The sequence below is a fragment of the Cytobacillus spongiae genome (assembly GCF_021390075.1).
This window is the reverse complement of sequence record NZ_CP089998.1, coordinates 162,625-185,886: the sequence shown is the minus strand read 5'-3', so window position 1 is coordinate 185,886 and position 23,262 is coordinate 162,625. Positions and strand designations below refer to the sequence as shown.

General features: G+C 40.1%; 21 protein-coding genes, 1 riboswitch and 1 other annotated feature. Of the genes, 1 reads left to right on the top strand and 20 read right to left on the bottom strand.

Going from position 1 to position 23,262, the window contains the following annotated elements; translation table 11 throughout:
• Positions 1-15: 15 nt before the first annotated feature.
• The 20 genes from metC to LS684_RS21320 all read right to left on the bottom strand — a co-directional run bounded on the left by metC (position 16) and on the right by LS684_RS21320 (position 21,745).
• The gene (metC, locus tag LS684_RS21415; protein ID WP_233811839.1) at positions 16-1,200 is read right to left on the bottom strand and encodes a cystathionine beta-lyase; all 1,185 of its coding nucleotides are present in this window, start codon (positions 1,198-1,200) and stop codon (positions 16-18) included.
• Positions 1,193-2,314, bottom strand: coding sequence for a methionine biosynthesis PLP-dependent protein (locus LS684_RS21410; RefSeq protein WP_233811838.1), 1,122 nt, complete (start codon positions 2,312-2,314; stop codon positions 1,193-1,195). The genes metC and LS684_RS21410 overlap by 8 nt, the downstream gene beginning before the upstream one ends.
• 90 nt (positions 2,315-2,404) lie before the next feature.
• Positions 2,405-2,514, bottom strand: a riboswitch (SAM riboswitch).
• 123 nt (positions 2,515-2,637) lie between these two features.
• The gene (locus LS684_RS21405) at positions 2,638-3,636 is read right to left on the bottom strand and encodes a tryptophan--tRNA ligase (protein WP_233811837.1); all 999 of its coding nucleotides are present in this window, start codon (positions 3,634-3,636) and stop codon (positions 2,638-2,640) included.
• Positions 3,637-3,695: 59 nt separating this feature from the next.
• Positions 3,696-3,939 (bottom strand) — a binding site (T-box leader).
• A gap of 65 nt (positions 3,940-4,004) precedes the next feature.
• Positions 4,005-4,631 (bottom strand): metal-dependent hydrolase, encoded by a 627-nt coding sequence (locus tag LS684_RS21400; protein WP_233811836.1) that lies wholly within the window; start codon positions 4,629-4,631, stop codon positions 4,005-4,007.
• Positions 4,632-4,684: 53 nt separating this feature from the next.
• Positions 4,685-5,356 (bottom strand): NUDIX hydrolase, encoded by a 672-nt coding sequence (locus LS684_RS21395; protein WP_233811835.1) that lies wholly within the window; start codon positions 5,354-5,356, stop codon positions 4,685-4,687.
• A complete protein-coding gene (locus LS684_RS21390; protein ID WP_233811834.1) occupies positions 5,346-6,026 on the bottom strand; it encodes an HAD family hydrolase in 681 nt (226 codons plus the stop codon). The genes LS684_RS21395 and LS684_RS21390 overlap by 11 nt, the downstream gene beginning before the upstream one ends.
• Positions 6,027-6,215: 189 nt before the next feature.
• Positions 6,216-6,455: a hypothetical protein gene (locus LS684_RS21385; RefSeq protein WP_169215865.1), complete on the bottom strand. Its 240-nt coding sequence runs from the start codon at positions 6,453-6,455 to the stop codon at positions 6,216-6,218.
• Between the two features lie 29 nt (positions 6,456-6,484).
• A complete protein-coding gene (cls, locus tag LS684_RS21380) occupies positions 6,485-7,696 on the bottom strand; it encodes a cardiolipin synthase (protein ID WP_225003082.1) in 1,212 nt (403 codons plus the stop codon).
• 104 nt (positions 7,697-7,800) lie between these two features.
• Complete coding sequence (locus tag LS684_RS21375) at positions 7,801-8,358, bottom strand: VanZ family protein (RefSeq protein WP_169215867.1); 558 nt, start codon at positions 8,356-8,358, stop codon at positions 7,801-7,803.
• An 80-nt stretch (positions 8,359-8,438) separates the two neighbouring features.
• Entirely contained in the window at positions 8,439-8,894 is a 456-nt protein-coding gene (locus LS684_RS21370) for an NUDIX domain-containing protein (RefSeq protein ID WP_169216263.1), read from the bottom strand.
• A 19-nt stretch (positions 8,895-8,913) separates the two neighbouring features.
• Positions 8,914-10,800 (bottom strand): selenocysteine-specific translation elongation factor, encoded by a 1,887-nt coding sequence (gene selB, locus LS684_RS21365; protein ID WP_267930442.1) that lies wholly within the window; start codon positions 10,798-10,800, stop codon positions 8,914-8,916.
• A 752-nt stretch (positions 10,801-11,552) separates the two neighbouring features.
• Complete coding sequence (locus LS684_RS21360) at positions 11,553-12,146, bottom strand: SCO family protein (protein WP_169215869.1); 594 nt, start codon at positions 12,144-12,146, stop codon at positions 11,553-11,555.
• 133 nt (positions 12,147-12,279) lie between these two features.
• Positions 12,280-12,576 carry a hypothetical protein gene (locus LS684_RS21355; RefSeq protein ID WP_169215870.1) on the bottom strand — a complete coding sequence of 99 codons (297 nt, stop codon included), beginning with the start codon at positions 12,574-12,576 and terminating at the stop codon, positions 12,280-12,282.
• Between the two features lie 101 nt (positions 12,577-12,677).
• Positions 12,678-13,838 (bottom strand): Ger(x)C family spore germination protein, encoded by a 1,161-nt coding sequence (locus LS684_RS21350; RefSeq protein ID WP_233811833.1) that lies wholly within the window; start codon positions 13,836-13,838, stop codon positions 12,678-12,680.
• Positions 13,819-15,294: a spore germination protein gene (locus tag LS684_RS21345; RefSeq protein ID WP_233811832.1), complete on the bottom strand. Its 1,476-nt coding sequence runs from the start codon at positions 15,292-15,294 to the stop codon at positions 13,819-13,821. The genes LS684_RS21350 and LS684_RS21345 overlap by 20 nt, the downstream gene beginning before the upstream one ends.
• A gap of 12 nt (positions 15,295-15,306) precedes the next feature.
• The gene (locus LS684_RS21340) at positions 15,307-16,386 is read right to left on the bottom strand and encodes an endospore germination permease (protein ID WP_233811831.1); all 1,080 of its coding nucleotides are present in this window, start codon (positions 16,384-16,386) and stop codon (positions 15,307-15,309) included.
• Between the two features lie 152 nt (positions 16,387-16,538).
• A complete protein-coding gene (locus LS684_RS21335) occupies positions 16,539-19,673 on the bottom strand; it encodes an AAA family ATPase (protein WP_233811830.1) in 3,135 nt (1,044 codons plus the stop codon).
• Positions 19,670-20,815: an exonuclease SbcCD subunit D gene (locus LS684_RS21330; RefSeq protein ID WP_233811829.1), complete on the bottom strand. Its 1,146-nt coding sequence runs from the start codon at positions 20,813-20,815 to the stop codon at positions 19,670-19,672. Before LS684_RS21330 ends, LS684_RS21335 begins: the two co-directional genes overlap by 4 nt.
• A 162-nt stretch (positions 20,816-20,977) precedes the next feature.
• Complete coding sequence (locus tag LS684_RS21325; protein WP_169215875.1) at positions 20,978-21,115, bottom strand: YvrJ family protein; 138 nt, start codon at positions 21,113-21,115, stop codon at positions 20,978-20,980.
• Between the two features lie 102 nt (positions 21,116-21,217).
• Complete coding sequence (locus tag LS684_RS21320) at positions 21,218-21,745, bottom strand: lipoprotein (RefSeq protein ID WP_233811828.1); 528 nt, start codon at positions 21,743-21,745, stop codon at positions 21,218-21,220.
• A gap of 523 nt (positions 21,746-22,268) precedes the next feature.
• Between LS684_RS21320 and LS684_RS21315 the strand changes: the two genes are divergently transcribed.
• Positions 22,269-23,246, top strand: a complete 978-nt coding sequence (locus tag LS684_RS21315; RefSeq protein WP_233811827.1) for a tyrosine-type recombinase/integrase — start codon at positions 22,269-22,271, stop codon at positions 23,244-23,246.
• The last annotated feature ends 16 nt before the right edge of the window (positions 23,247-23,262 follow it).

Sequence of the window (23,262 nt, the reverse complement as noted above, 5' to 3'; positions counted from 1 at the left end):
CTTCCCCTCCTTTTATTATAGATTTATCACACTAATCCCTTTGTTTTCCTTTATACTGTCCAGCCCGTTTTGAAGATCCTTTATGAGTTCATCCACGTGTTCAAGTCCAACAGATAATCGTAGTAAACCATCTGTAATCCCCCTTCGCTCTCTTTCGTCTTTTGGCATGGAAGCATGTGACATTCTGGATGGATAGGAAAGAATCGACTCTACTGCCCCAAGGCTCACTGCGAAGACAGGAATGGTGACATTTTGAATGAACTGCTTCACCTCATTCTCCCCCTTTAACCTGAAGGAAAGAACGGCTCCAGGGCCTTCTGCTTGTCGTATTTGAATTTCGCGGCCAGGATGAAAACTCAGGCCCGGGTAATACACCTCTTCCACTTCCTTTCTTTTCTCAAGGAAGTTTGCTATTTTAAAAGCTGATTCTGATGACTCCTTCAATCGTACATGCAGTGTTTTCAAACCTCTCAGAAGCAGCCAGCAGTCCTGGACACCGAGGACTGCACCGAAAGAGTTTTGCAAGAAAGAAAGCTTGTTTGCAACCTCTATATTCCCCGTTACGGCAAGGCCTGCTAATACGTCACTATGACCGGCAAGAAACTTCGTCGCACTGTGAAGAACAACATCTACCCCTAAACTGATCGGTCTTTGAAGAAGGGGGGTCATAAAGGTATTATCTAGAAATGTTAAACATCCATTCGCTTTGGCAAGCTTCACCACTCCTTCAATATCCGTAATATTCAAAAGCGGGTTTGAGGGAGTTTCCATATAAATCACTTTCGTATTGTGCTTTATTGCACAAGCCACCTCATGGAGGTCCTTCATGTTTACAAATGAATATTCAATACCAAACTTGGTAAGTACCTCTGTAATCATTCTGTAAGTTCCGCCGTACACTTCTTCAGATACGAGAACATGATCTCCGCTTGATAATAATAAAAAGCTTGTTGAGATGGCTGCCATTCCCGATGAAAAGGCAAATCCTTTTATTCCTCCTTCTAATTCTGCAATCGTTTCTTCTACAGTTTCCCGCGTCGGATTACCTGAACGGCTGTAATCATATGTTCCATACTGATCGAAATTCTGTTGATGGAAGGTGGTAGCATGATGAAGCGGCGTAGAAACAGCACCGGTTTCTTTGTCAACCCCGTGAGAATGAATGAGTGACGTCTGAAGTGAAAATGGTTTTTTACTCATACGTAAGCACCTCTTTCTCCAATTGATGAAACACATTCTCCAAGTCTTCAATAAGGTCATCTATATATTCGATTCCCACCGAAAATCGCAGGAGTCTGTTGCATATCCCTATCTTTTTTCTTTCTTCCTCAGGAATGTCAGCATGTGTTTGCGTAGCAGGATAAGTGATGAAGCTTTCTACTCCACCCAGGCTTTCTGCAAATGTAATGACCTTCAAGTGTTTCAGGAAGGGGGCAACCCATTCTTCTTTTGCAATACGAAAAGAAAGCATTCCTCCCTTTCCTGGATATAAAACATCCGTTACACATTCATGCTCTTCAAGGTACTTTGCCAGTCTCTTTGCATTTTTTTCATGCTGAGCCATGCGAAGACTCAGGGTTTTCATTCCCCTTAATAAGAGCCAACAATCGAATGGGGCAAGCACCGCACCTATAGAGTTTTGGATAGTATAGAGCTTTTCACCAAGATCTGTTGTATTTACGACCACAATGCCAGCCAATACATCATTGTGTCCCCCTAAATATTTCGTAGCGCTGTGAATCACCATATCCGCCCCATTGGTAATGGGTTTCTGCAGCACAGGTGTGTAAAAGGTATTGTCGACAATGAGAAGCAGCCCCCTTTCTTTTGCTATGTCGGCTACTTCTGAGATACTCGCCTCATTCATTAACGGATTGGTAGGAGATTCAAGGAAAATGGCTCTGGTCTCGGCAGATATCTTTCCCTTTATTGCCCCCATGTCACTTGTATCAATAAAGTGACATTTGATCCCATATTGTGCTTCATACTGAACGAATAATCGGTAGCTGCCACCGTATAAATCTTTCGACACAATCAATTCATCCCCGCTCACAAATAGGTTCAAAACGGCCTGGATGGCCGCCATCCCCGAACTAAAGGCAAATCCCCTCTCCCCCTCCTCCAATTCTGCAAGAGTTTCTTCTAATGTAGTACGGGTCGGATTACCCGTTCTTGAATAATCATAGCCTGTCGATTCCCCGATCCCCTTATGTGCATAGGCAGTGGTTAAATGAATAGGCAGGCTTACGGCACCCGTACCGGGATCTTTTCGGTTTCCTGCCTGGACCAGTAACGTATCAATATGATTTTTCAACTTTCTTCTCTCCTTTTCTTCCTTGAAATCGAAAAGAAAAAAACAAAAAACCTTCTTAAAAAATAAGAAGGTTTTGTACATTCGTTTTCCCTCTTATCGTTCAAGTTGACATCAACTTGCTGGAATTAGCACCATACCTGATACTGCGGCTGGTTGCTGAGGTGTCGTCGGGCCAGTCCCTCTACCTCTCTTGATAAGAAACTATATGATTGTGTGAAAAATAACTTTCCCATAACTTATAACAAAGAATGTTAATTGTCAATGAGAATTATGAATTATCTGAAAATATATGATAATGATCGGTCACACCAGCAGGTTCTAAGTTACTGATAAATCCCGATTTTTTCTTTAATTTCTTTCAAAAAGGGAATCGTTTTTTTTCTGGCTTTCTTTGCTCCATCGTATAGGATAGCATCAAGCTTCCGGGGATTGGCTATCAGTTCATCATATTTCAAGCGAGGTTCTGCAATAAAGGAATTCATTACTCCAAATAGCTCTTTCTTCGCTTCCCCCCAGCCTATCCCTTGTTCAAATCTCCTTCTCATCTCTACAGTTTGTTCGATGGTGGCAAATTCTTTGTAAAGGGCAAAAATGACGGATGAGTCAGGGTCCTTAGGCTCTTCAGCCGGCATGGAATCAGTCTTGATCTTATTGATCAGTTTTTGAAGCTTTTTTGGTTCCTCGAACAAAGGAATCGTATTATTATAGCTTTTGCTCATTTTACGTCCGTCGAGTCCAGGTATAACGGATGTTTCTTCCTGAATGATATATTCTGGGATCGTAAATATTTTTCCATATTGTTTGTTGAAGCTTTCAGCCAGGTCACGTGCGATTTCAACATGTTGTATCTGGTCTTTCCCCACAGGCACCAACTCTGATTGAAAGAGGAGAATATCAGCGGCCATTAATATGGGGTACGTGAATAATCCCATGTTGATTCCTGCATCTACATCTTTTCCACTACGTTGATTTCCCTCTGCAAGGGATTTGTAAGCGTGAGCACGATTCATCAATCCCTTGGGTGCAAAACAGGAAAGAATCCAGCTTAACTCAAAAATTTCAGGAATGTCGGATTGACGATAAAAGATTGCCCGATCAGGGTCGAGGCCGAGAGCCAACCAGGCTGCAGCGACTCCGTATGAAAGTTCCTTCAATTGATTTTGATCGTGTATTTTGGTAAGACCATGATAGTCTGCAACAAAGTATGCCTTCTGGTATGATTCATTCTCTGCCAAACGCAATGCAGGTTTAATCGCTCCAATATAATTCCCCAAGTGGATCTGTCCAGTAGGTTTTATACCCGTCAGAACTGTTTTACCCATACCCCTTCACCTCACTCGAAATGATAAAAAATAAACACAAAAAGGGCTTCCCGTCCCCTAAAAAGGACGAGAAACCCGTGGTGCCACCTTTATTCGCTTACATCGTAGTATAAGCGCACTCATATGTATAGAAATCGCCTTCCATACACCGCCCCCTTTATCGGAGAGACCTTCCGCCTCGACCTACTCATTTTAGCCAGGATGCTCAAAAGCCCATTCAACGGTCTCTGCATGCTGATTTACACCAACCATCAGCTCTCTGAAATGTTTCGTCCGCCTACTCTTCTTTTTCATCGCATGTGATTATGATAAAGCATTTCCATTATTTTAATGCACTTGAAAAAATTGGTCAAGTGGATATCACATATTTATATTTCTCTGGATGAAAATGGCAGAAGGAGCTTTATGCCTCTTTTATTGAATGGTAAAACTTTCATGTCTGCGATCAGGTGACTCGTATAACCGATGACACAAGCTTCAAATACTCCATCCAACATGATGGATGACTCTAAATGGTGAGCAATCATTCCATAAAAAAGGACACCTAGGAAGGAATGGGTATAAGATCGATGAGAAACGAATGAAGCTGTGAATAGGTAGATCCCCAACATCCATAGCCAAGTCTCATTTAACTGCCATCCACATGCCGACACTCCTATCCCAGTAATCATCAACATCCTTCTTTGGGTGATGAATCCGGAGAGAATGATCATACCAACACCGTATGCAATACCAAACCATCTATCCTCCCCGATTCCTTCTAGATAGCTGTATAATATCATTAAGAATCCTATCATTTGTGCCACAGCCCTAATCATTTTCGCTGAGAAAGTAACCTTATTACTAAGCTTCCCGTCAATATCCAGATCAGGCATGAGTCCTGATAACCCGCCGATTGCAACAAGTACTACAGTCGTACCGGGTCCTGATCCATATGAGTTGGCGACTATGAAACCTGTTGCTGCTCCGATTGCCATATGTGCTGTGCCGTTCAATTGTGACCTCCTACTTCCCTTTCACATTATGCTGTAGATTACTATGATAGCTTTTATGACCTTCTTTGACCATGGGTAGAATGTATTGTTCCCTGCACTTCTTTCAGGCATGACGAAATGCTGTCAATGATTTCACTCAAATACGATCTTTTATGTGGAACAAAATCCAGATAACTAACTGATTTCGAGGAATATTTTTGTTCTCCTTCTTCGACGATAAAACCCTCTACCTCAATTTCCGTTTTCTCACATTGTACAAGTGCTTTAAAGTCTTGAAGTGTCGAACGATATATACCGGCCACTTCTTCTGGTTGAAGTCGGAAAACGTCGCAGGCAACAGGCTTGGAATAGAGGAACACATGGGTTAATTCCCTATCAATGAAGTCCCCTTGAATTAATTCTCCTTTCAAAATGCCCAATGGCTCCAGTTCATTCATCTTGATCATGACACCTAGCTCTTCATGAATTTCTCTAATACCATCCTCTATTGTCTCATGGGATAAGATATGCCCGGCTGCGGTTATATCAAGTAATCCCCCGTAATCCTTCTTGTGATTACTTCTTAATTGAAAGTATAGATACACATCACCCTGATCACCGTCATGATGGGCAATCCAGCAGTGAAACGTTTCATGCCAAAAGCCTTTAGCATGGACTTCAGATCTCGTCGCCACTCCGCATCTTTTTCCGCTGTCATCAAAGATGGCCAGTTGCTCATTTTCCACCTGAATCCCTCCGTTCGTTCATTTCCTCCAGATATTCCTTAATTTCCATCAGGTCCTCAACCACAATATCAGCTTCACGTAACTCGATTTCCTGCGAAAAGTCAAAGGCGCAGCCGATTGACAGTAAATCATTCGCCCTTGCCCCTTCGAAGTCTGACAGTCTATCACCAATCACGACACCGTAGGAAAGATCATGTTCTTCTTTGATCCTTTGAATCAACTTCCCTTTATCATTTGATTTGATTTCCTGGATGCTGTAACAGTTTTCAATCCACTGATCCAATTGATAATACTCAACTATTGCCTTAAGATAATGAGGGTATCCATTGCTGGCTACGAAGATACGGAAGCCTCTTTCGGAAAGATAAGTTAATATTTCTACAGTATGGGGGTATAATTTCCCTTTGCCCCTATAAATATTTTCAATCAGTAATGTTTGAAATAGATCATTTACTTCAGTATGTACATGGACAGGATGATGAGGGATGAGGGTTTCCCACACAACGTAAAGAGGCACACCCATGATAGCCCTGTATGCCTCGACAGGCGTTTCTCCATTCCACATCCCTTTATCTCTCAATAGTTGAAAGGTATCCTGGAGGGACTCTTCAAGAATTTGGTTCGTTTGAAACAACGTTCCATCCATATCAAAAATCATTGCAGCTTTCATATATATTCTCCTTTAATGCCTTACTTACATTTATATTTACAAAGTGGACCTTCCCTAATCATATCAAATTCATATTGGAGATCCTGTCCTTATCATTCGTTTGCCCTTCGGACTTTTAGGAAATCTGTTTTCTTTCCCACAAAAAAAACACGAGAACGCTTCTCCCGTGTGTGAACTCCTTCAATCAGTTTAAGATGCATCAGGAAGATAGAATAGGACCGTCAACATCATGCCGATAACAGAAAAGATGACAATACTCACTGCTACAGACCTGTGAGACCTTGACACATGCTTCTTCTTTAACACGTTAATAAACTTAAAAGCCAATAACGAAAGAATAAACAACGATACAAATAAGAGCTCGCTCATGGACAATCCCTTTCTCCAGTAAGGTGTGTTCATTTTTAAGATATGTTCATACTTTACCATAATTTCTTATTCAAAAAAATTATTTATCCTTAAAAATAGTAATAAACCCATCGAGGAGTTTTCCTTAACGCTTTTTCCCATGCAGGCAATTTATTGAAAGCATTCATCGTTAGTTTTTCACTATCATGAATATCGTTATGAATGAGTGATTCCAACTCCCGGGCAATTTTCTCATCTCGAATGATGCAGTTGCTTTCATCATTTAAATAAAAGCTTCGCGGATCCCAATTCGCAGTACCGATGTCTGCCCATTTATGATCGATGACCATGACTTTTCCATGGAAGAAGCCTTTTTCATATAAATAAAGATCGATCCCGCTCTCTAACAAACTTTTTTCAATTTGATAACTTGGAGGTTTAGTGAACCATGCATCAGTATCATCCGGAACGAGTATCTTCACTTCAACTCCTCTATTCACTGCCTTCTTTAACGCTGCAATCAACGGAGCATTGGGAATGAAATAGGGGGTGGTAATGGTCAGACTCTCTTGAGCCCCATCGATCCATTCGATTGTTTTATTCACGAGGCTGTCTCCTGTTGAAAATATGAAGTGCACATTACTTTCCCCTCTTTCCTCTATTGGAACATAAGGAGTATGGATTCCCTTTCGATTGCCTCCATCTTCAAGCCAGTCCCTTTTGAATTGCAAAGCCACATCTTTGGCTGCATCTCCCTCCAACCGGATATGATAATCCCTCCAATATCCTAATTCCGGATCTTTGCCAAGATACTCATCCCCCATATTAAAACCTCCCATATAGGCTGTATTTCCATCAATGGAGATGAGTCTCCGATGATTCCGGTGGTGAACAGAATAAAACAGGTTCTTCAGGGAGAGGGGTCTGCTTTTTACTATGTTAACCCCTCCTTCTTCCATGCGCTTTACAGTCTTCTTCTTAATATCTGAGCCTAACAAGTCAGCGGACAAGCGGACATCCACACCTTCTTGAGCTTTCTCTATTAACAAATCAAAAAAACGGTTGGAAACCTCATCGTCCCTGATGATGAAAAAATGTATCCATACAAAGGATTCAGCTCTCCTTATATCTTCAAATAAGACTTCATATACACTTTCCCCAGTATTGTAAACGCTGATAGAAGCTTTACTGGTAATGGTTTCTGTAATGGGGTGAGTTCTTGTGTAATTCTTCACTCCTTGCCTGACATCCCAATGCATGATCATGAACAAAACCACGATGCTTGCAGCCAGAAGCAGAAGCCCGATTAACCCTTTTTTCACCAAGGAAACTCACCGCCTTTCTATTTAATAGTAGCTTTTGTTTAAGGAGCAGGACTATACATTTCTAAGAAAACAAAAAGAGCATTAACTTGGCGTTAATGCTCTCATTTTTTCCTCTTGTTGACTCTTATAAGGTTATAAATGATACGTACGCATACAAATATGAATCCACCTATAAATGAACCAAGGGTATTCATGATCCAATCATCAATATCCGTTGCTCTTCCCAAAGGAAGATAATATTGTGCAAGCTCAATACCAAAGGAAAAGAGTGCGCCTATAAATGTAACCATTAATACAATCTGTTTCGAATGCCTCATCCACCAGGCAATGAAAAAGGTGAGAGGAATAAATAAGAGTATATTGGCCAGCAAATTTCGAATAGGCACATCTAAATGAATGCGATAAATTAAATTTAACTTAAGATTGGAGAATGGATCTAAATTCACAGACCCTTCTGATACGTTCCCACCTGTCAATGGGGTGAGGGTAATCAAACAAATCGCTGTGATGGTTATGCATGTAAACAAGACGGGCAGTAAATTCATCCATCTGCCCTTCCCTTTTCTTTTCTTCCAAAAGGAGACTGCAAAGATAAGGGACACCGTCACGACCACAATAATGGGAAGTACCCAACCAAATGCGCTCCATAATTCTTTCATGATTTCGTATCCTACTTTCTTTTATGCTACAACACTTTCCTCCGGTTTGTTTATCATGATATATGTGTTCAGTAGTGGACTTATGACAATATCCTGATGGTCACATCCGCTGAATCTTTATCTTTCCCATTCCAAGAAGTGTGAATTTCAAATGTCCCTTCCTCAAAAAACAATGGAAATTTGCGTTTAAAGAATGGCTGCATCGGTAATTTCAGAGCTTCTGTTTTTGGGACCCATACAAGACTGCCTTCAGGTGGGTGTTCAAGGAGATCACCGGATGTTTCATAAGCAAGGAAATTGTACACCATATATCGAAAACCTTCCTCCGGGACCACATATTCATCTAACCCTTTATACCTTATTTTTTCCACATGTAAACCCGTTTCTTCCCTTACTTCACGTATTGCTCCGTCTAGGGGACTTTCAGGGAAATCAATTTTCCCTCCAGGTGCGATATAACCTGGGTATTGTTTCGATTGCGGTCTATCCAGCAAAAGTACGTCATTCCCCTGTTGTACCATGACTAATGTATACATCACTGTCTTCACTAATTCCTCACCCTTTAAATCCTTCTTCAATCCATTTTCGCTGATCGTCCATCCTTAATGTCAGTCCATCCTTATCCAATCTCTCTAAAAACGGGATCATATATTTTCTGGATACTCCCAATATTTCCTTTGCTTCTGAAAGATCAAATTTTTTTCCTGTGTTTTCTTTCAGGTTAGCTACTGCTTCCATAAATACTTGATAGGAATAAGATTTTTCATCATCCAGGGGTACGATTTTCTTTTCCTGAATAAAGAAATGGTAGAAATCAGACCTCCATCTTTCCGGGATCCCCGCTTGTTGAAAGTAGTCGTTCATGGACTTTACCTTTGTTCCGTCAGACTGTAGGAATGTCAGGACCTGCTGGCACCGTTTTTCCCATTCAGGAGGGAGATGGGGAATGAAGCCCTCTAAGGAGAGCAACCCACCGTCTTGTTTCCAAGATTTAAGTTCAATAACATAATCGGCTAGCTCACTTGTATACGTTCTAAACGTTTGCTTCAATTCTCCACTATTCATCCCTTTTAGTAAGGGGTATTCACCATGGAACCTGCGAAGAGCTTTCTCCATGTCGTTCATGCATTCTTCCACTATGTTCATATGGGTAATTTTAGACTGAGGTAGTTTAATCCACTTTAAATCACCATTCAACAGTTCATCCAGGTCTTCATGTGAGATAGAAAGATCGTTTAATATCATGGAGTCTTCGACACACTTGTATTGTTCAAGCAGCCTGAGCAGTCTTTCTTTAGGGGTGCCTTTCTTTTCTGCCTGCAAGAAAGCGATGGTTTCTTCCCCGAATTTGTATTTCCCCCCATTGGGATGAATGATCCAACCTCCCCCGATCGTTTCCGTTGGGGATGGTCTTCTTATGATAAACCGATCCCCTCTTTTAGCAACAACGGACTCATCCAGACGGATTTGACATAAAATAGGATCCGTTTTATTTGTCAATGTATTCCGGTCAAAAAATATAAGCCTTCCCATCACTTCAGAAGTCCCGGTATGAACTACAACAGGCATCCTTTGTTTTAGTGGATGGACCAGTCCATCTAAAACAACGAGATTCACATCAATCGTATCCGTTACACTAAAATGAGTAGACGATACAAGTACATTCCCCCGCTTGAGCTCTTTGTAATCCACTCTTGAAAGGTTAATGGCTGCACGTTGACCGGCAAACGCACTGAATTCTTTCCTATTATGGCTTTGGATTTGCTTTGCTCTTGTATGTATACGTTGAGGCAATATGGTTATTTCCTCTCCGGTGTTCAAGCTTCCCTCAAAGACAGTGCCTCTTACAACGGTACCCTGCCCCTTTATCGTGAATACCTGATCAATCGGTAAACGGAAATCTCCTCTAATTCTCCTTGGGGCCGTATCCTTCAATGCCACAATGAGTTTCTGCCTTAATTCTTGGATCCCCTCACCGGTTATACTATCCACAAGCAGAACATCGGAATCCTCGAATACCGTTCCCTCCAACTCCTGGAGCACCTCTTCACGCGCCATGTCTCTAAGTTCTTTGTCTACTCTCGAACTCTTCGACAGTACGACCATGCCCTCCGTTACACCTAATAGGGCAAGTATATCCAGATGCTCCTTTGTTTGTGGCATAACCCCTTCATCTGCCGCTACGACTAAAACGACGAAATCGATTCCTGCCACACCTGCGATCATTTGCCGGATAAACCTTTCATGACCCGGCACATCCACTACGGAAATCTCCATTTCATCATCATGATACAACGGGGCAAACCCAGGTTCAATGGAGATGCTTCGCTCTTTTTCTGCCTTTAAACGATCTGTGTCCACCGAAGTAAGGGCCTTTGTAAGGGTTGTTTTTCCGTGATCGATGTGACCGGCCATTCCAATCGTGTAATAATTTTTCTCCAATCTCTCACCTTCTCCTATCTTTTCTTATTGAACCGAAATAATATGACGCCTGCCATGATCGCGAAACAAGCGGCGAATAAACTTCCCTTCCACACATCCCCATCAGCAAAAGATTTAACCACCCATATCAATATAAATATGGTGATACACAGATCAAAAATCAGTATTCCTTTAGAATTTCGAATGTTTCTTCACCTGCTGCCCAATAATATAGTTGTGACTCTCTCACTTTATCATACCTTCTCTTAGACGTTCCATGGGGTCTATTTCTTACCATTTAACACTCTCCTAAAAAAGGCCCATTTGAACGAATGATCATCTTCAGAAACAATCCGTATATTCATTGTTTCATCACCGATGCTTTTTTTATTATAATCCTATTCCCTTGTATTTGGAAAAATTAAACCATCATGCTTTTCGTAATCATTGTTGCTATCCTAAAGAAGAAAGTTGAAGTTGATTTCCGCTGCAGGATGCTCCAAAACAACGTTCTAAGCATGTATTTAAATAATGGTAGAAACAACTACATTAAAATGTATTAAAAGGATGATTTCCTATTAAGGAACAAAGATGTTGCTTTATTGTTCATTGACACATTCAGCCCCTTCGCTATAAAAGTTTCAAAGATGAGCGTAGACTCCAGCGTAAGTACATACGTGCTGATGCTAAAAGCAACAATTGTTGCGAAAGGAGCGAAACATAAAAAAGGAGAATCACCTGATATGAAGTGATTCTCCTTAAAACTGGGACTGTTACGTTCCTTCTTTTATTAACGTTTTCATATCTTGTACCATCTCATCGTATGGGACGTCACTATTGCCACTATACGTTTTCACGACTATTCCTTCCTGATTGACCAAATAAAAACTTGTACCGTGAATCATCTGATCGGAATTGGGGTCGTCCGCGACTATGGAACGAAAGGAATGTTCTGCAAGGTCTTTTACCTCGTCAAATTCATAGCCTGTCAGTAGATCCCATTTGCTTGTGTCCGCATCAAAATTAGCAATATACTCCTTTAATGCTTCTGGTGTATCATTTTCAGGATCTACACTGAATGAAACGATCTTATAATCCTCGACACCTTCTTCGTTCAACTTCTCTTGAAGCTTTGTCAAGTTGAATGTCATAGGGGGACAAACCGTTTCACAATTGGTAAAAATGAAATCCGCTATCCAAACCTTTCCTTTTAGATCCTTTAGACTGACTTCTTTACCATTTTGGTTCGTATAATTGAAATCTTTCACTTCATAATTTGTTTCTGCTTGAAAGTTACTATTACTGCAACCTGCAAGGAGAAAACCGATGATGCTTATCACCAGAATGAACGTTTTGGTTTTAGACACCTATATCTCCTCCGACTTTGTCTTTCTCTCCCATTCTATGTTAGTAAAAAAAGGATTAAAAAACAATTGGTACAGAAAAGATACATTGTCAATTTTGTGAAAGCTGAACCCTTCCTCTAAAGAAAGTCCCGTCTCATTCCTCCCGTTCCTGCATTTTCTTCTTAGAGAATAGATAGTGAAGGATATATCCATGAATAACCATGATGGTAATAAAGGCTAAAAAGTAGTAAAAAACACCCATGACTCCATCCGATCTATCTTCTGTTATGATCCACCATACAGATGCGATGAATAGAAATGAAAATTGCACGGCTACTCCTTCAATAAAAGGTTTTTTATAGGTGTTAAAATCCAATAGCCTCTTCCAGCTCCATCCGATTGCCACAACAGCCGATAGCAACAATAAGAGGATATAGATGCTGATATTCATATGGAAACACTCCTTTCTTTATCACTACTCACTCGTATGCAGGGTAAAATGAACAAAACACTGAATGAGCTTTTCATACGCAAGATACCATTCTCTATTCACTATTGTCTTTTTTCATATCGATAAGCATTAAAGTGTTTGATGTTGACGTTCACCTTTACTTTGTCTAAAGAGTTGTCTGTGAGGTAAAACGATTTATCTTCTTTAAGCTTTTTAAATTCTTTAGGATGGGATCTAAACCATTTCACTCCCACATCATATAGGTCCATTTGATTTTCGAGACCCCGATTATAGACGGTCTCTACCCTTTTTTCAATAGAATCTTCTAAGGTTGATTGTAATTCTTCGTACGGTACATCATTTATCTTCTCTAATAATTCAGCTTCCACATTGACTTCTAACGAGAACTTTGGAAATCCAGAGTCTTCCTTAGAATATTTCACTTTCGGCTTTTTGGAAGATAACTTAAAAGTCGAAAGTAAATCCTCTTCTTTAAACAGAGAATAATTTAGCGTACTATGATCCTTCATTAACCAATCAACTAAAATGGAGTCTTCTGAAGAAATATGTCCCATTAATTGAGCATCCTGAAATACATTGTATCCATCCAAATAAAGCAGGGGGAGCTTGTCCCCGCTTTTCCATGAATCTTGATCAATTCTGATGTTCGGTATGAAAGCTGTTCCCATCGGTTCATAATATTCTCTCAGAAAGTGCATAAGGCTCATGGTTTCAATTTCATCCTGCAGACTTTCTACCTTCTCTTCTGTAAGAAGGACCGTATATACAGGTGGATAATCGAACAGCCCTTTGGCACTGAAGACCTCTTCCATATTCATATCGGTTGTGAACAATTCAAGACTTGGCCTTAAAGAACGGTTCCTTCCTACATCTTCCAATACTTCTTTAAATTTATTCTCTAATAGATCTCTTGATAAAACAAGTGCTTTAGTATGCCCAAAGAACAGAGGAGGTCTCGTAAGTTTATACAAATTACTTACGGCCATATTTAATGTTTTCCCTGATGCCGACCCTACAAACGTCGGAATAGGTTCAATTGGTCTCGTCCCTTCTTGTTTGGCTACATTTGCAAAATTCAACCCTTGGAGATAGGCCGTATACTCATCTTTCGATTTGTCATAATCAAGCCCTATGGAGACGATATATGTTAAGTCCTGGATGTTCTTTGAGCCTGTACACCCAGATAAAAAGAGAACAGAAATGAACATTAAGATGATGTACTTACTTTTTTTGTTGTACACGATGAACGGATCCTTTCCTTGATTGGTCTTCCGGATTCGTTGAGTTGTTACGTTGTTTGTAGAATTGGATCGGGAGCCTGAAGAATGACCGAATCGTCTCATTCCAGCTGATAGGAGCAACTGTACCTAAATAGGGCACACCAAATGAGGATAGTGTAGAAAGATATATAACGGTTAATATGAACATCATGATCACTCCAAAGAGGCCGAAAAATGTACTGACGAATAAAACGACAAACCTTAAAATGGTCGTCCCGTACTTCAGGCTTTGATTCACGAGGGTAAAGGATGAAATATAGGTGATAGCCCCCATGACGAGCATCGTCGGTGATGTTAATCCTGCCCGTATCGCTGCATCCCCTACGATCAGTCCCCCGAGAACGGATACGGTTTGACCGATTGCTCTCGGAAGACGGACACCCGCTTCATTAAAGAATTCAAATAAAAAAAGGACAATGAACATTTCCAAGGGAGCTGAAAGGGGCAGCCCGAATCGCGACATAGATACCGTTGCTACGAGTAAATAGGGTATTTGCTCAATATTATAAGCCGAGAAAGCCACCCATAATCCTGGCAGAAATGCAGAGATCATAATACCGACCATCCTGATGATCCTTTCAAAGGATACATAAACATAATTAATACTGGCATCTTCAGGTGATTTGGTTTGAAGTAATAAATTCACGGGTGCTATCGATACAGTTGGAAACCCATCGACAATAAGGGCAAATCTCCCTTGATTTAATGTATCGACAATAAAATCCGGCCTCCCTGTATAATTAAAGCTGGTAAAAATCGAATAAGGATTATCTTCTAGAAGGGACTCTACCTGTTTGTTGCCCGTTATCACATCGATATCGAGTTTATCCAGCCTTGTATGTAATTCTTTTAGAACCTCTTTATCAATGACATCACTTAAATACATGATGGCCATCTCTGTGTTACATCTTTTCCCTATCACATATTTTTCCACACAAAGGGAAGGAGTGAACAGTCTTCTTCTAATTAATGATATATTGGTGTATAAATCCTCGACGAATCCATCTTTTGGACCACGGATGGATGTTTCCAAGGAAGACTCTTCTGGCTGCCTTAGGGGGAGGTCTCCAGCATAAATCGAGACGATTTTCTCATCAATGAAGAATACCGCGTAGCCTGTAAATAGTGAAGCGGAAACCTTATCAAGGTTATCGTCTGGGAGTACTTCCGCTTGAAACGTTCTCACCAGCTTTTCCAAATAAGATTCTCCCTGGCCCACTTCCAGTTTGGGAAAGATATATTGGTCAAGGTATTGACGATCTACCAGGCTCTCAAAATAAACAATCGTCACCTCTTGTTCTTTAAAGAAATGTTGTTTCATGATCAGATCTTGACTGTATAAGAATTGCTCTTTCAGCTGAGACAGAACATCCAGTTTCTCTTCCGTCGTTTGTTTTTCTTGAAAGACCTTCTTCATAGGAAACATCCTTTACTTTATGAATCGAAGTAATATGGCAGACACGACGATTTGCACCATGAAAAGCACAACCGTTACCGGAAAATATAGTTCGAATAAATAATTATAAAACGAGTGGGTATCGACCGGGAAAAGTACCATCACAAATAAGAGAATGTACAGGGGAATCAGCACTTTTATTGGAATGCGATATTGGGCTTTCTTTTTATAGAAAAAACCGGCTAAAAAGAACATAAATAAACTGATTCTTATCAGCGCTCCGCACAACCATTGATAAAGGGCGAAAAAATCCAGGTGAGTGATGAATTCTCCGATTGCCAGGATCCTCCACTGTTCGTAAGCAGGATACCTCATGTAAGCGGCCTCTACATGACCGAATTCCATAATCGATGCCGTCAATGGACCAAACATCAGACCCATGAAAATGAGACCCAGCACGATTAAATGATGAAATTTTATTTTGTCTTCCGTATAAGGCTGCAACAGCACAATCAGATAGAGTTCAAGTAACCCGCATAATACATAAATCATCCCCTTCGTAACAGGAACATATCCGTCGCTGAAAATTGGGAAAAGTAAACTGGGCTCTTTCATATTCGTATTGGTAAAAGCAATGAAGAAACCAAAGATCATCACCAGTGGCAATAGGATTCCACTCGCTATCGCCATATGTTTAACACCCGCCCATGTGATCAGAAAGCAGATAATGAAGATGGATCCTATCACAATAAAGGAAGGCACATCTGCAAGGAAGTATGCACTTAGCCATAGTATTAAGTCATCAAAGGTGATATATGCACTGGTTAACAAAAATAAACAAAGGGGAAGAGAAAATAGAAACACGATCCACTTCGGCCATTTTTGATTCAGTAAATAAAAGAATCCCTCTTTAGGAGAATTTTTTACGATGTAATAGACTAAAAAAGTCATGATGAGCAGGATGGGATAGGAAGCAAGGATGCTGATCCAACTATCTCTTCCCGCTGCTCTCAGAATGCTCGGGATAAGCATGACATGATTCAACAACCCGGTTGAAAGGATCAATAATAATAGGAGTTGTCTAGGAAGTAAGATGTGACGAATGTTCTTCATTTGATTGATCTCCAGACATAGATAAAAGTATATTTCTATTTATGTCCTCCTCCTTGTCTTTGGAAACCCACTAGGAAGAATTTATTTAATCCTGCTTTGTTATAAGAACTAGAAAAGGCCCAGGAACTTGTCCTGGACCCCTTTCTGCCTATTTATACTAAAAACTGAAATTCCGTCCTACTGCCATTTTGCGAGGATATGACTTCAAGACGTGCATCGATTCTTTCCTTGAGCTCTGGAACATGAGAAATCAAGCCTACTAACCGTCCGCTGCTTTGGATATCCATGAGTGCCTCAATTGCATGGTCCAGGGATTCAGGATCCAACGTTCCGAACCCCTCATCTATGAACATCGTTTCCAGTGATACCCCGCCTGCATATTGCTGTACCACATCAGCAAGTCCTAATGCCAATGCTAATGATGCTTTAAAACTTTCCCCTCCGGATAACGTTTTAACATGTCTTTCCTGACCTGTGTACTGATCAAAAACAAGCAGCTCTAAACCACTTTGCACGTTCCCTTTGCTCCGGTCTGTTTTACGAATCAATTGATATCGACCTGATGTCATTTTGATTAATCTTTCATTTGCCACCTTCAGTATGTCTTCAAGGAATGATGCAAGGACGTATCTTTCAAAGGTGATGCGATTTGCATTCTGTCCCCTTGCCACCTCAGCAAGATGTCCTACCATTTGATACTTGGACTCCATATGTTTTATTCCATCATTGATGGTGGTGACTCTTGAAAGAATCCGCTTATTCTCATTTGTATTTGTCTTGATCTTATTAAGTTCATCATTCACAAGACTCATTTCTTCCGTTACATGGGAAATTCTTCTTTCAATGCTTATAATATCCGGCTTGTCTTTATCTTTCAGAAGCTTATCGATGTCTTCCAAACGATCCGAAACCGACCGCCATTCTTCACCATATCTCTTCACTTTATCCTGTAGTGTAAGAATATCTGCTTCAGACTTCTTAGCATCTTGAAATGATTGATAATGAGAAAAGCCTTGTTCTGTTAGAAGGGCCAAAAATGCTTCACGTTCTGTTTTCATTTCTGCATTTGCTTTTTCAATTTGGTTTTCCTTATCCATAACCTGAGACTCTTTTACGCTGAAAGAGTTCTCTAGTTCATAGTATCGCTTCTGTGCCAGTTCAAATGCCGCTTTCAATTCTTCTCTCTTTTGCTTTTGCTCATTTAAAGCTTTATTAAATTGAACTTTTGACCTTAACTCAAATGGAATAGCTTCCTTCACTTTTTCAAGAGTTGTTGCTTTCGTCAGAAACAACGTGTTCAGCTCCTGAAGCACTTCGTGATTAGAATGCTTAGCTTCTTCAAGCTCTTCCAACTTTTCCTTTCCTTTTCTTACTTCTTCTTTCATCACTCTTGATTGTTCAACGATTTGTTTCTTTTTCGTTATCGTACGTTCCAATGCTTCAATCTCTGATGTCAGTTCGGTAATAGAATCCGCTGCATCGGCCTCTTTAAAGTTCACTTTCTTCTTTTTTATCTTTTGAACGATCACTTCTATTTGATCCTGAATGCCTCTTATTTTCATTTCTTCCTGAACGATCAAAAGACTTATTCTTTTTTCTTCTTGGTTCAGCTCTTCAAGCCTTTCTTTAGCTGCCTTCAAATCTTCCTGAGAAGGTAAAGCATCGACTTCATCTGCAGGATAGGGGTGATGCAGAGAGCCGCAGACAGGGCATGGCTCTGAATCTGTAAGTCCTTTCGCCAGATATGCAGCCTGAGCTGAATGCCATTTTCCTTCTATATGTGCCATGGTTAGAGCAGCATCATCCAATTGCTTTTTAAGATGACTATGCTGTACCTTTAAACTCTGCTCCTCTTTTTGGATTTTTTGAAGCTTGCTATTCATTTTCTCAATGTCATTCAGTTGCTCTAGCAATGATAGGTTTTCCTGAAGGGAAGTCTCCAACTGAAACCATTCTGTCTGGCTATTTTCCCATTCTTCCAGTCTTTTTTCCCGTGCATTTATACCTTCCTGTAAGAATGTGATTTGCTCTGTCTGTTTATTAACGACCTCTTGCTGTTTCTCGTATCTCGCTTTTAATTCTTCGGTTTCTTTCGTCATTCCTTCCAAGGAATCAATGTCTTTTTCCAATTCTTCAAGTTGAGCAACTTTTCTCGACACAGCTTCCCTCAGGTTTTCGTTGTCTGATTCTTGCTTTAATGCTTTTTGGGCTATCACGAGCTTATGGGAAATTGCTTTCTTTTCCTCCGAAAGTTGTGTGAATTGCTTTTTTAGTTCGTTCAAGTTTTTACTCAGTCTATGACAATACTCATCCTTTGGGACTAAATGGGAGGCGCGCTGCGCCAATAGAATCTCCTGTTCAATTCTTTCAATTTCAGGCTTTGTTTCTATAAGGGATTGTTTCCGGGCATTGAGCTTTTCTTGAAGGGCATATTGTTCCACTAATCCCCTTGCCTCCTGGAGCTCCTTATGAAGAGCATCCCTTTTCTCCTGCACCCCTTCATATTTCAGCTGCATTTCCTTTACTCTATTCTCCATGCTTTCGATATGAATAGGGAGAATTTGAAGGATATGGTGTTCATTTAACGGAGTTTCCGATAATAATGTTTCAAGCTGTTCATTTTCTTCAAAATGAACCCTAAGTAATTCCCGTGTCCGTTCATCTATAGAAGTTTCAACTGTCTTTCTCAAATCGTCAGCCTCAGATTTCAGTTTCTCCTGGATCGTCTTATATAGCTCTGTATGGAATAGGCGCTGCAGGATGAGCTCTTTATCTTTACTATCTGACGTTAAGAGTTTCCGAAACTCTCCTTGAGGGATCATCAGAATCTGTCTGAATTGATTGGCATCGAGTTGTATCAACCCTCTGATCTTCTCGTCAACATCCCGGACATTTGCCGCGAGCAGCTGTTCCTTGCCCTCATCATCGTAAACATATAGTTCAGAACGGGCATTGATGGTCGTGAAACCTTCTCCCCTTGCTTTCTTCTTGTCCTGTTGAGGAGAACGCCAAATACGATAGGACCTTCCTCTTAAACTGAAGATAAGCTCTACTTCCGTTAAATCTTCATTACTGGCAAATTGGCTTCTCAATTCAGAGGGACTGCGATCTTCACCACTTGCTTTTCCATAAATTGCGTAGGATAATCCATCAAAGATGGTCGTCTTCCCGGATCCTGTCTTCCCCGATATCACGAACATTGTCCTGTTACCAAGGGAACGGAAATCGATGACCTCTCTTCGTGCATAGGGACCGAATGCCTGCATCATTAATTGAAGGGGCTTCATGCTTGTTCTACCTCCTTCCTGGCTTGCTCTATAACATTCAGAAGAGTTTCTTCCTTTCCTTCATTCCAGTCACCCGTAGTCATATCCGTGTAAAATTCTTTAAATAATTCCAGTTCAGACCGTTTTTTATTCTCTAGTACTTTAAAAGAATTTTTCTTTTTCGCATCAGTGACATCGAGCTTCCTCTCTAAATGAAGGACGTTAGGATAAACTTGCCGCAATTGATTGATGGGATCGATCAACGTCCCTTCATCTTGTAATGTGATCTTTAAATAATCATCCACTTTCTGTGATCCATAGAATCCGGGATCCAGAAGTTCCTCCATTCGTCCCTGCAATTCTCTCATATCTTGCTTCGGCTGAAGTACTCTTTCCCGCAAATGGAATGAACCGTCTCCTTCTATTTCGACAATCGTGACAGACTTCCGCTGTCTTGCTTCCGAGAATGAATATTTTAATAGAGATCCTGAGTACCTTATCGTTTCATGCTTAATGGCATCAGGACTATGCAGATGACCAAGGGCCGTGTAATGAAAGGAACGGAACACCTCTGCACCGACACAACCAGCCCCCCCTACCGATAGCGTTCGCTCTGAATCCGTCGTTTTACCTCCTGTCACAAATGCATGGCCTACAAATACATGAGGTCCTTCTTGATTCATATTCTCTTCGATTCTCTTGACAATGGCTTCCATGGCAGTGTGATGGGAATGAATCGATTCGTCTTCGAGAATTTGTCTCACACTTCCCGGTTCAGCATAAGGGACGCAGTGAAATTGCACTCCTTTAATGGTAATTGGAGTAAAATCATTGGTCAGTTTCCCTTTTAAGTGTAATTGACTATGCTTGTACCATGATGTACCAAAAGATAATCGTTCTGCACTATCGTGGTTTCCTGTGACGGCTACGATGGGCGTCTTCAATTCCACATTGATTCTATATAAGACATCGTCCAACAACTCTACCGCTTCAGTGGGAGGAACAGACCGATCATAAAGATCTCCTGCTATAATGACAGCATCAGGCTCTTCTTCCTTCACCACTTCAATAAATTGCTCCAATATGTATTTTTGTTCTTCGGTCATGAATATACCATGAACCAATTTACCTAAATGCCAATCAGCGGTATGTATGAATTTCATGCTCCATTTCTCCTTTCCGTTCAAAAAGTATCTCCTTAAATTATACCAAACTAATCTCTCATAGGTGAAAGGAAATGCCATTTAAAAGAACATCCGTTCCACCCGGATCCTTATTCCGTTAACTATAAAGGAGATCCTTTGATTATGGGATCTCCTTTACGATTATTCTTTTAAGTGCTGTGGCAGTGTTTGTATCGAAGTAATCACGGCATCGAGTTTCGTCTCAATACGATAAAGAAGATACATCGTGACTACAATCGGGAATCCCACTTCAGACACGAAAGAAATAATGGCTTCCATCCTTCCTCCCTCCTCTCACTTTGTATATAGTAGATTCACAGGAAAAAGGATACGTACCGATTAAAAAACGGATCCAATCGGCATTGGATCCGTTTTTTCATATTATCCGTTAATGTCACTGATTAAGCTTGAACTCACTAGTCCGGCTTCCTCAAGAATTTCTTTGATCTGATTTTCTGCTTCGTTCAATTTTTCATTGGCAGCGGTTAAATCTGCTTCGCCTTCTTTAGATAGAGCTTCAGCTTTCATATTATAGGATTCTGCCAAAGTGGACTTGAATGATTCTACGTCTTCCTTTTGTTCTCCAAGACCTTCAGGAATTTCCATTCCCTCTACAACTTTAGCTGATTCCGTGGCAGATGCAGAGGCAGCTTCTTTCATTTCAGCAAGTTCTTCCCCTGCTGGAGGCTCTTCCCCTGCCATCGCTTCTTCGAATCCATTAAGATCAATATCTACACCATTTACAGTTGTTGTTAAATTTAAATAAAAATCCATTAACTCTCCAGCAACATTCGTAGTTTCTTCAGATGCTTTTGATGTGTCTTCTTTTTTAGCCTCATCAGAACCTGTATCTGAACACCCAGCTAATGCTAACGTTAAACCCAGACCTAAAACCCATACTTTTTTCATACTTGTTTCCCCTCTCTGTATCGATCAATATGTTCAAGTATAAAAGGTAAGCAACACATATAAGAAATCGCTTCCTCTTTATGATAAGCCGGCAAAAAGTATCTTATCACGGCCAGAATAGACTGGTAAAGAAGATTTTTCTAATTTCTTGAAAGTTTAAATCTTGTAAAAATTACAAATATACAGCCTATTAGGCTAGAGAAAATCAAAACGTTTGCCACAGAGAATGAAAACATTTGTACAAATTTTTTCATTCGTGTTATAAATGATATATATCCTCATTTGGGGCTGATTGTTGAGCTGGTGCTTGCCTAGGTCTTCAAAACCGCTTGGGAGGCGCGTGCCGTCTAACAAGCCTAAAATGTTGATTTAAAGCCATTGTATTAGAATAATTCCCACTAGGTCTCAGAGTCAAAAATATCAAGACCTATTGAGACCTTTAGGTAAAACCTAGTGGTACATAATCTTATATTTTGTATAATTCCTTTTTAACCCACCTACTTATTTGAGGAGGGTTTTTATTATGTCCAAAATTGTGCAAAGAAAACTTAAAAGAGAAGGGGCAGGCAAAGGCAGGCCAAGAAATTACAACAAACCTATTGATTATACTTTCAGTGAGATGTTTGATAGGTTTATGTCATTTAAGAAAACAGAGGGTTTGGCTAAAAAAACAATTAATGATTATTATACTCACTTTAATTATCTAATTGACTTTTTGGAAAGTGACTTAGAGAAGGATGAAATAACACTTGAAGTCTTTAGGGATTATATAGATTTTATGATAAATGAAAAGGGACTATCACCTGTAACTGCCAATGTAAGAATTAGAACAACCAGAGCTTTTTTAAGGTACTGCTATCTCGAAAACTATATAGAGTACCCTATTCATGAAAGATTCAAGCCTTTAAAGACTAAAGAGGATACATTAGAATCCTTTACTCCTAAAGATATAAAAATGCTTTTAAATGCTATTGATGAAACTAACTATACTGGCTTCAGGGACAAAGTTATGATATTTATTCTTTTAGATACAATGATTAGATGTTCTGAATTGATACAACTAAGAAGGGAAAATGTTGACTTAAAAGAAGGGTCAATAAAGTTGGAACCACATGAAACAAAAACTAAAAGAGCTAGAAAAGTTCCCCTTTCTACTAGAACAGTAAAGATACTAAAAGAGTATATGGATGAAACTGAAGATTTTTATTCTGAGTGGCTATTAGTTACCTATGAGGGAGAACAACTTGCTGACAACACCATTAGATGGAGATTTAGAGATTTAGGAGAAGCAGCAGGGCTGACAAATAAAAGAGTTTCTCCACATACATTTAGGCACACAGGGGCATTGTTTTATGTGCTTAATGGTGGTGACCCTTTCAGTTTACAAAAAATTTTAGGTCACTCTGATATGTCAATGGTGAGAAAATATATACAAATGACAGATGAAACTGTAAAGAAACAACATAATACCTTTTCTCCACTTAGGAGCATATTCAAGTGAGAAATAAAGATATAAG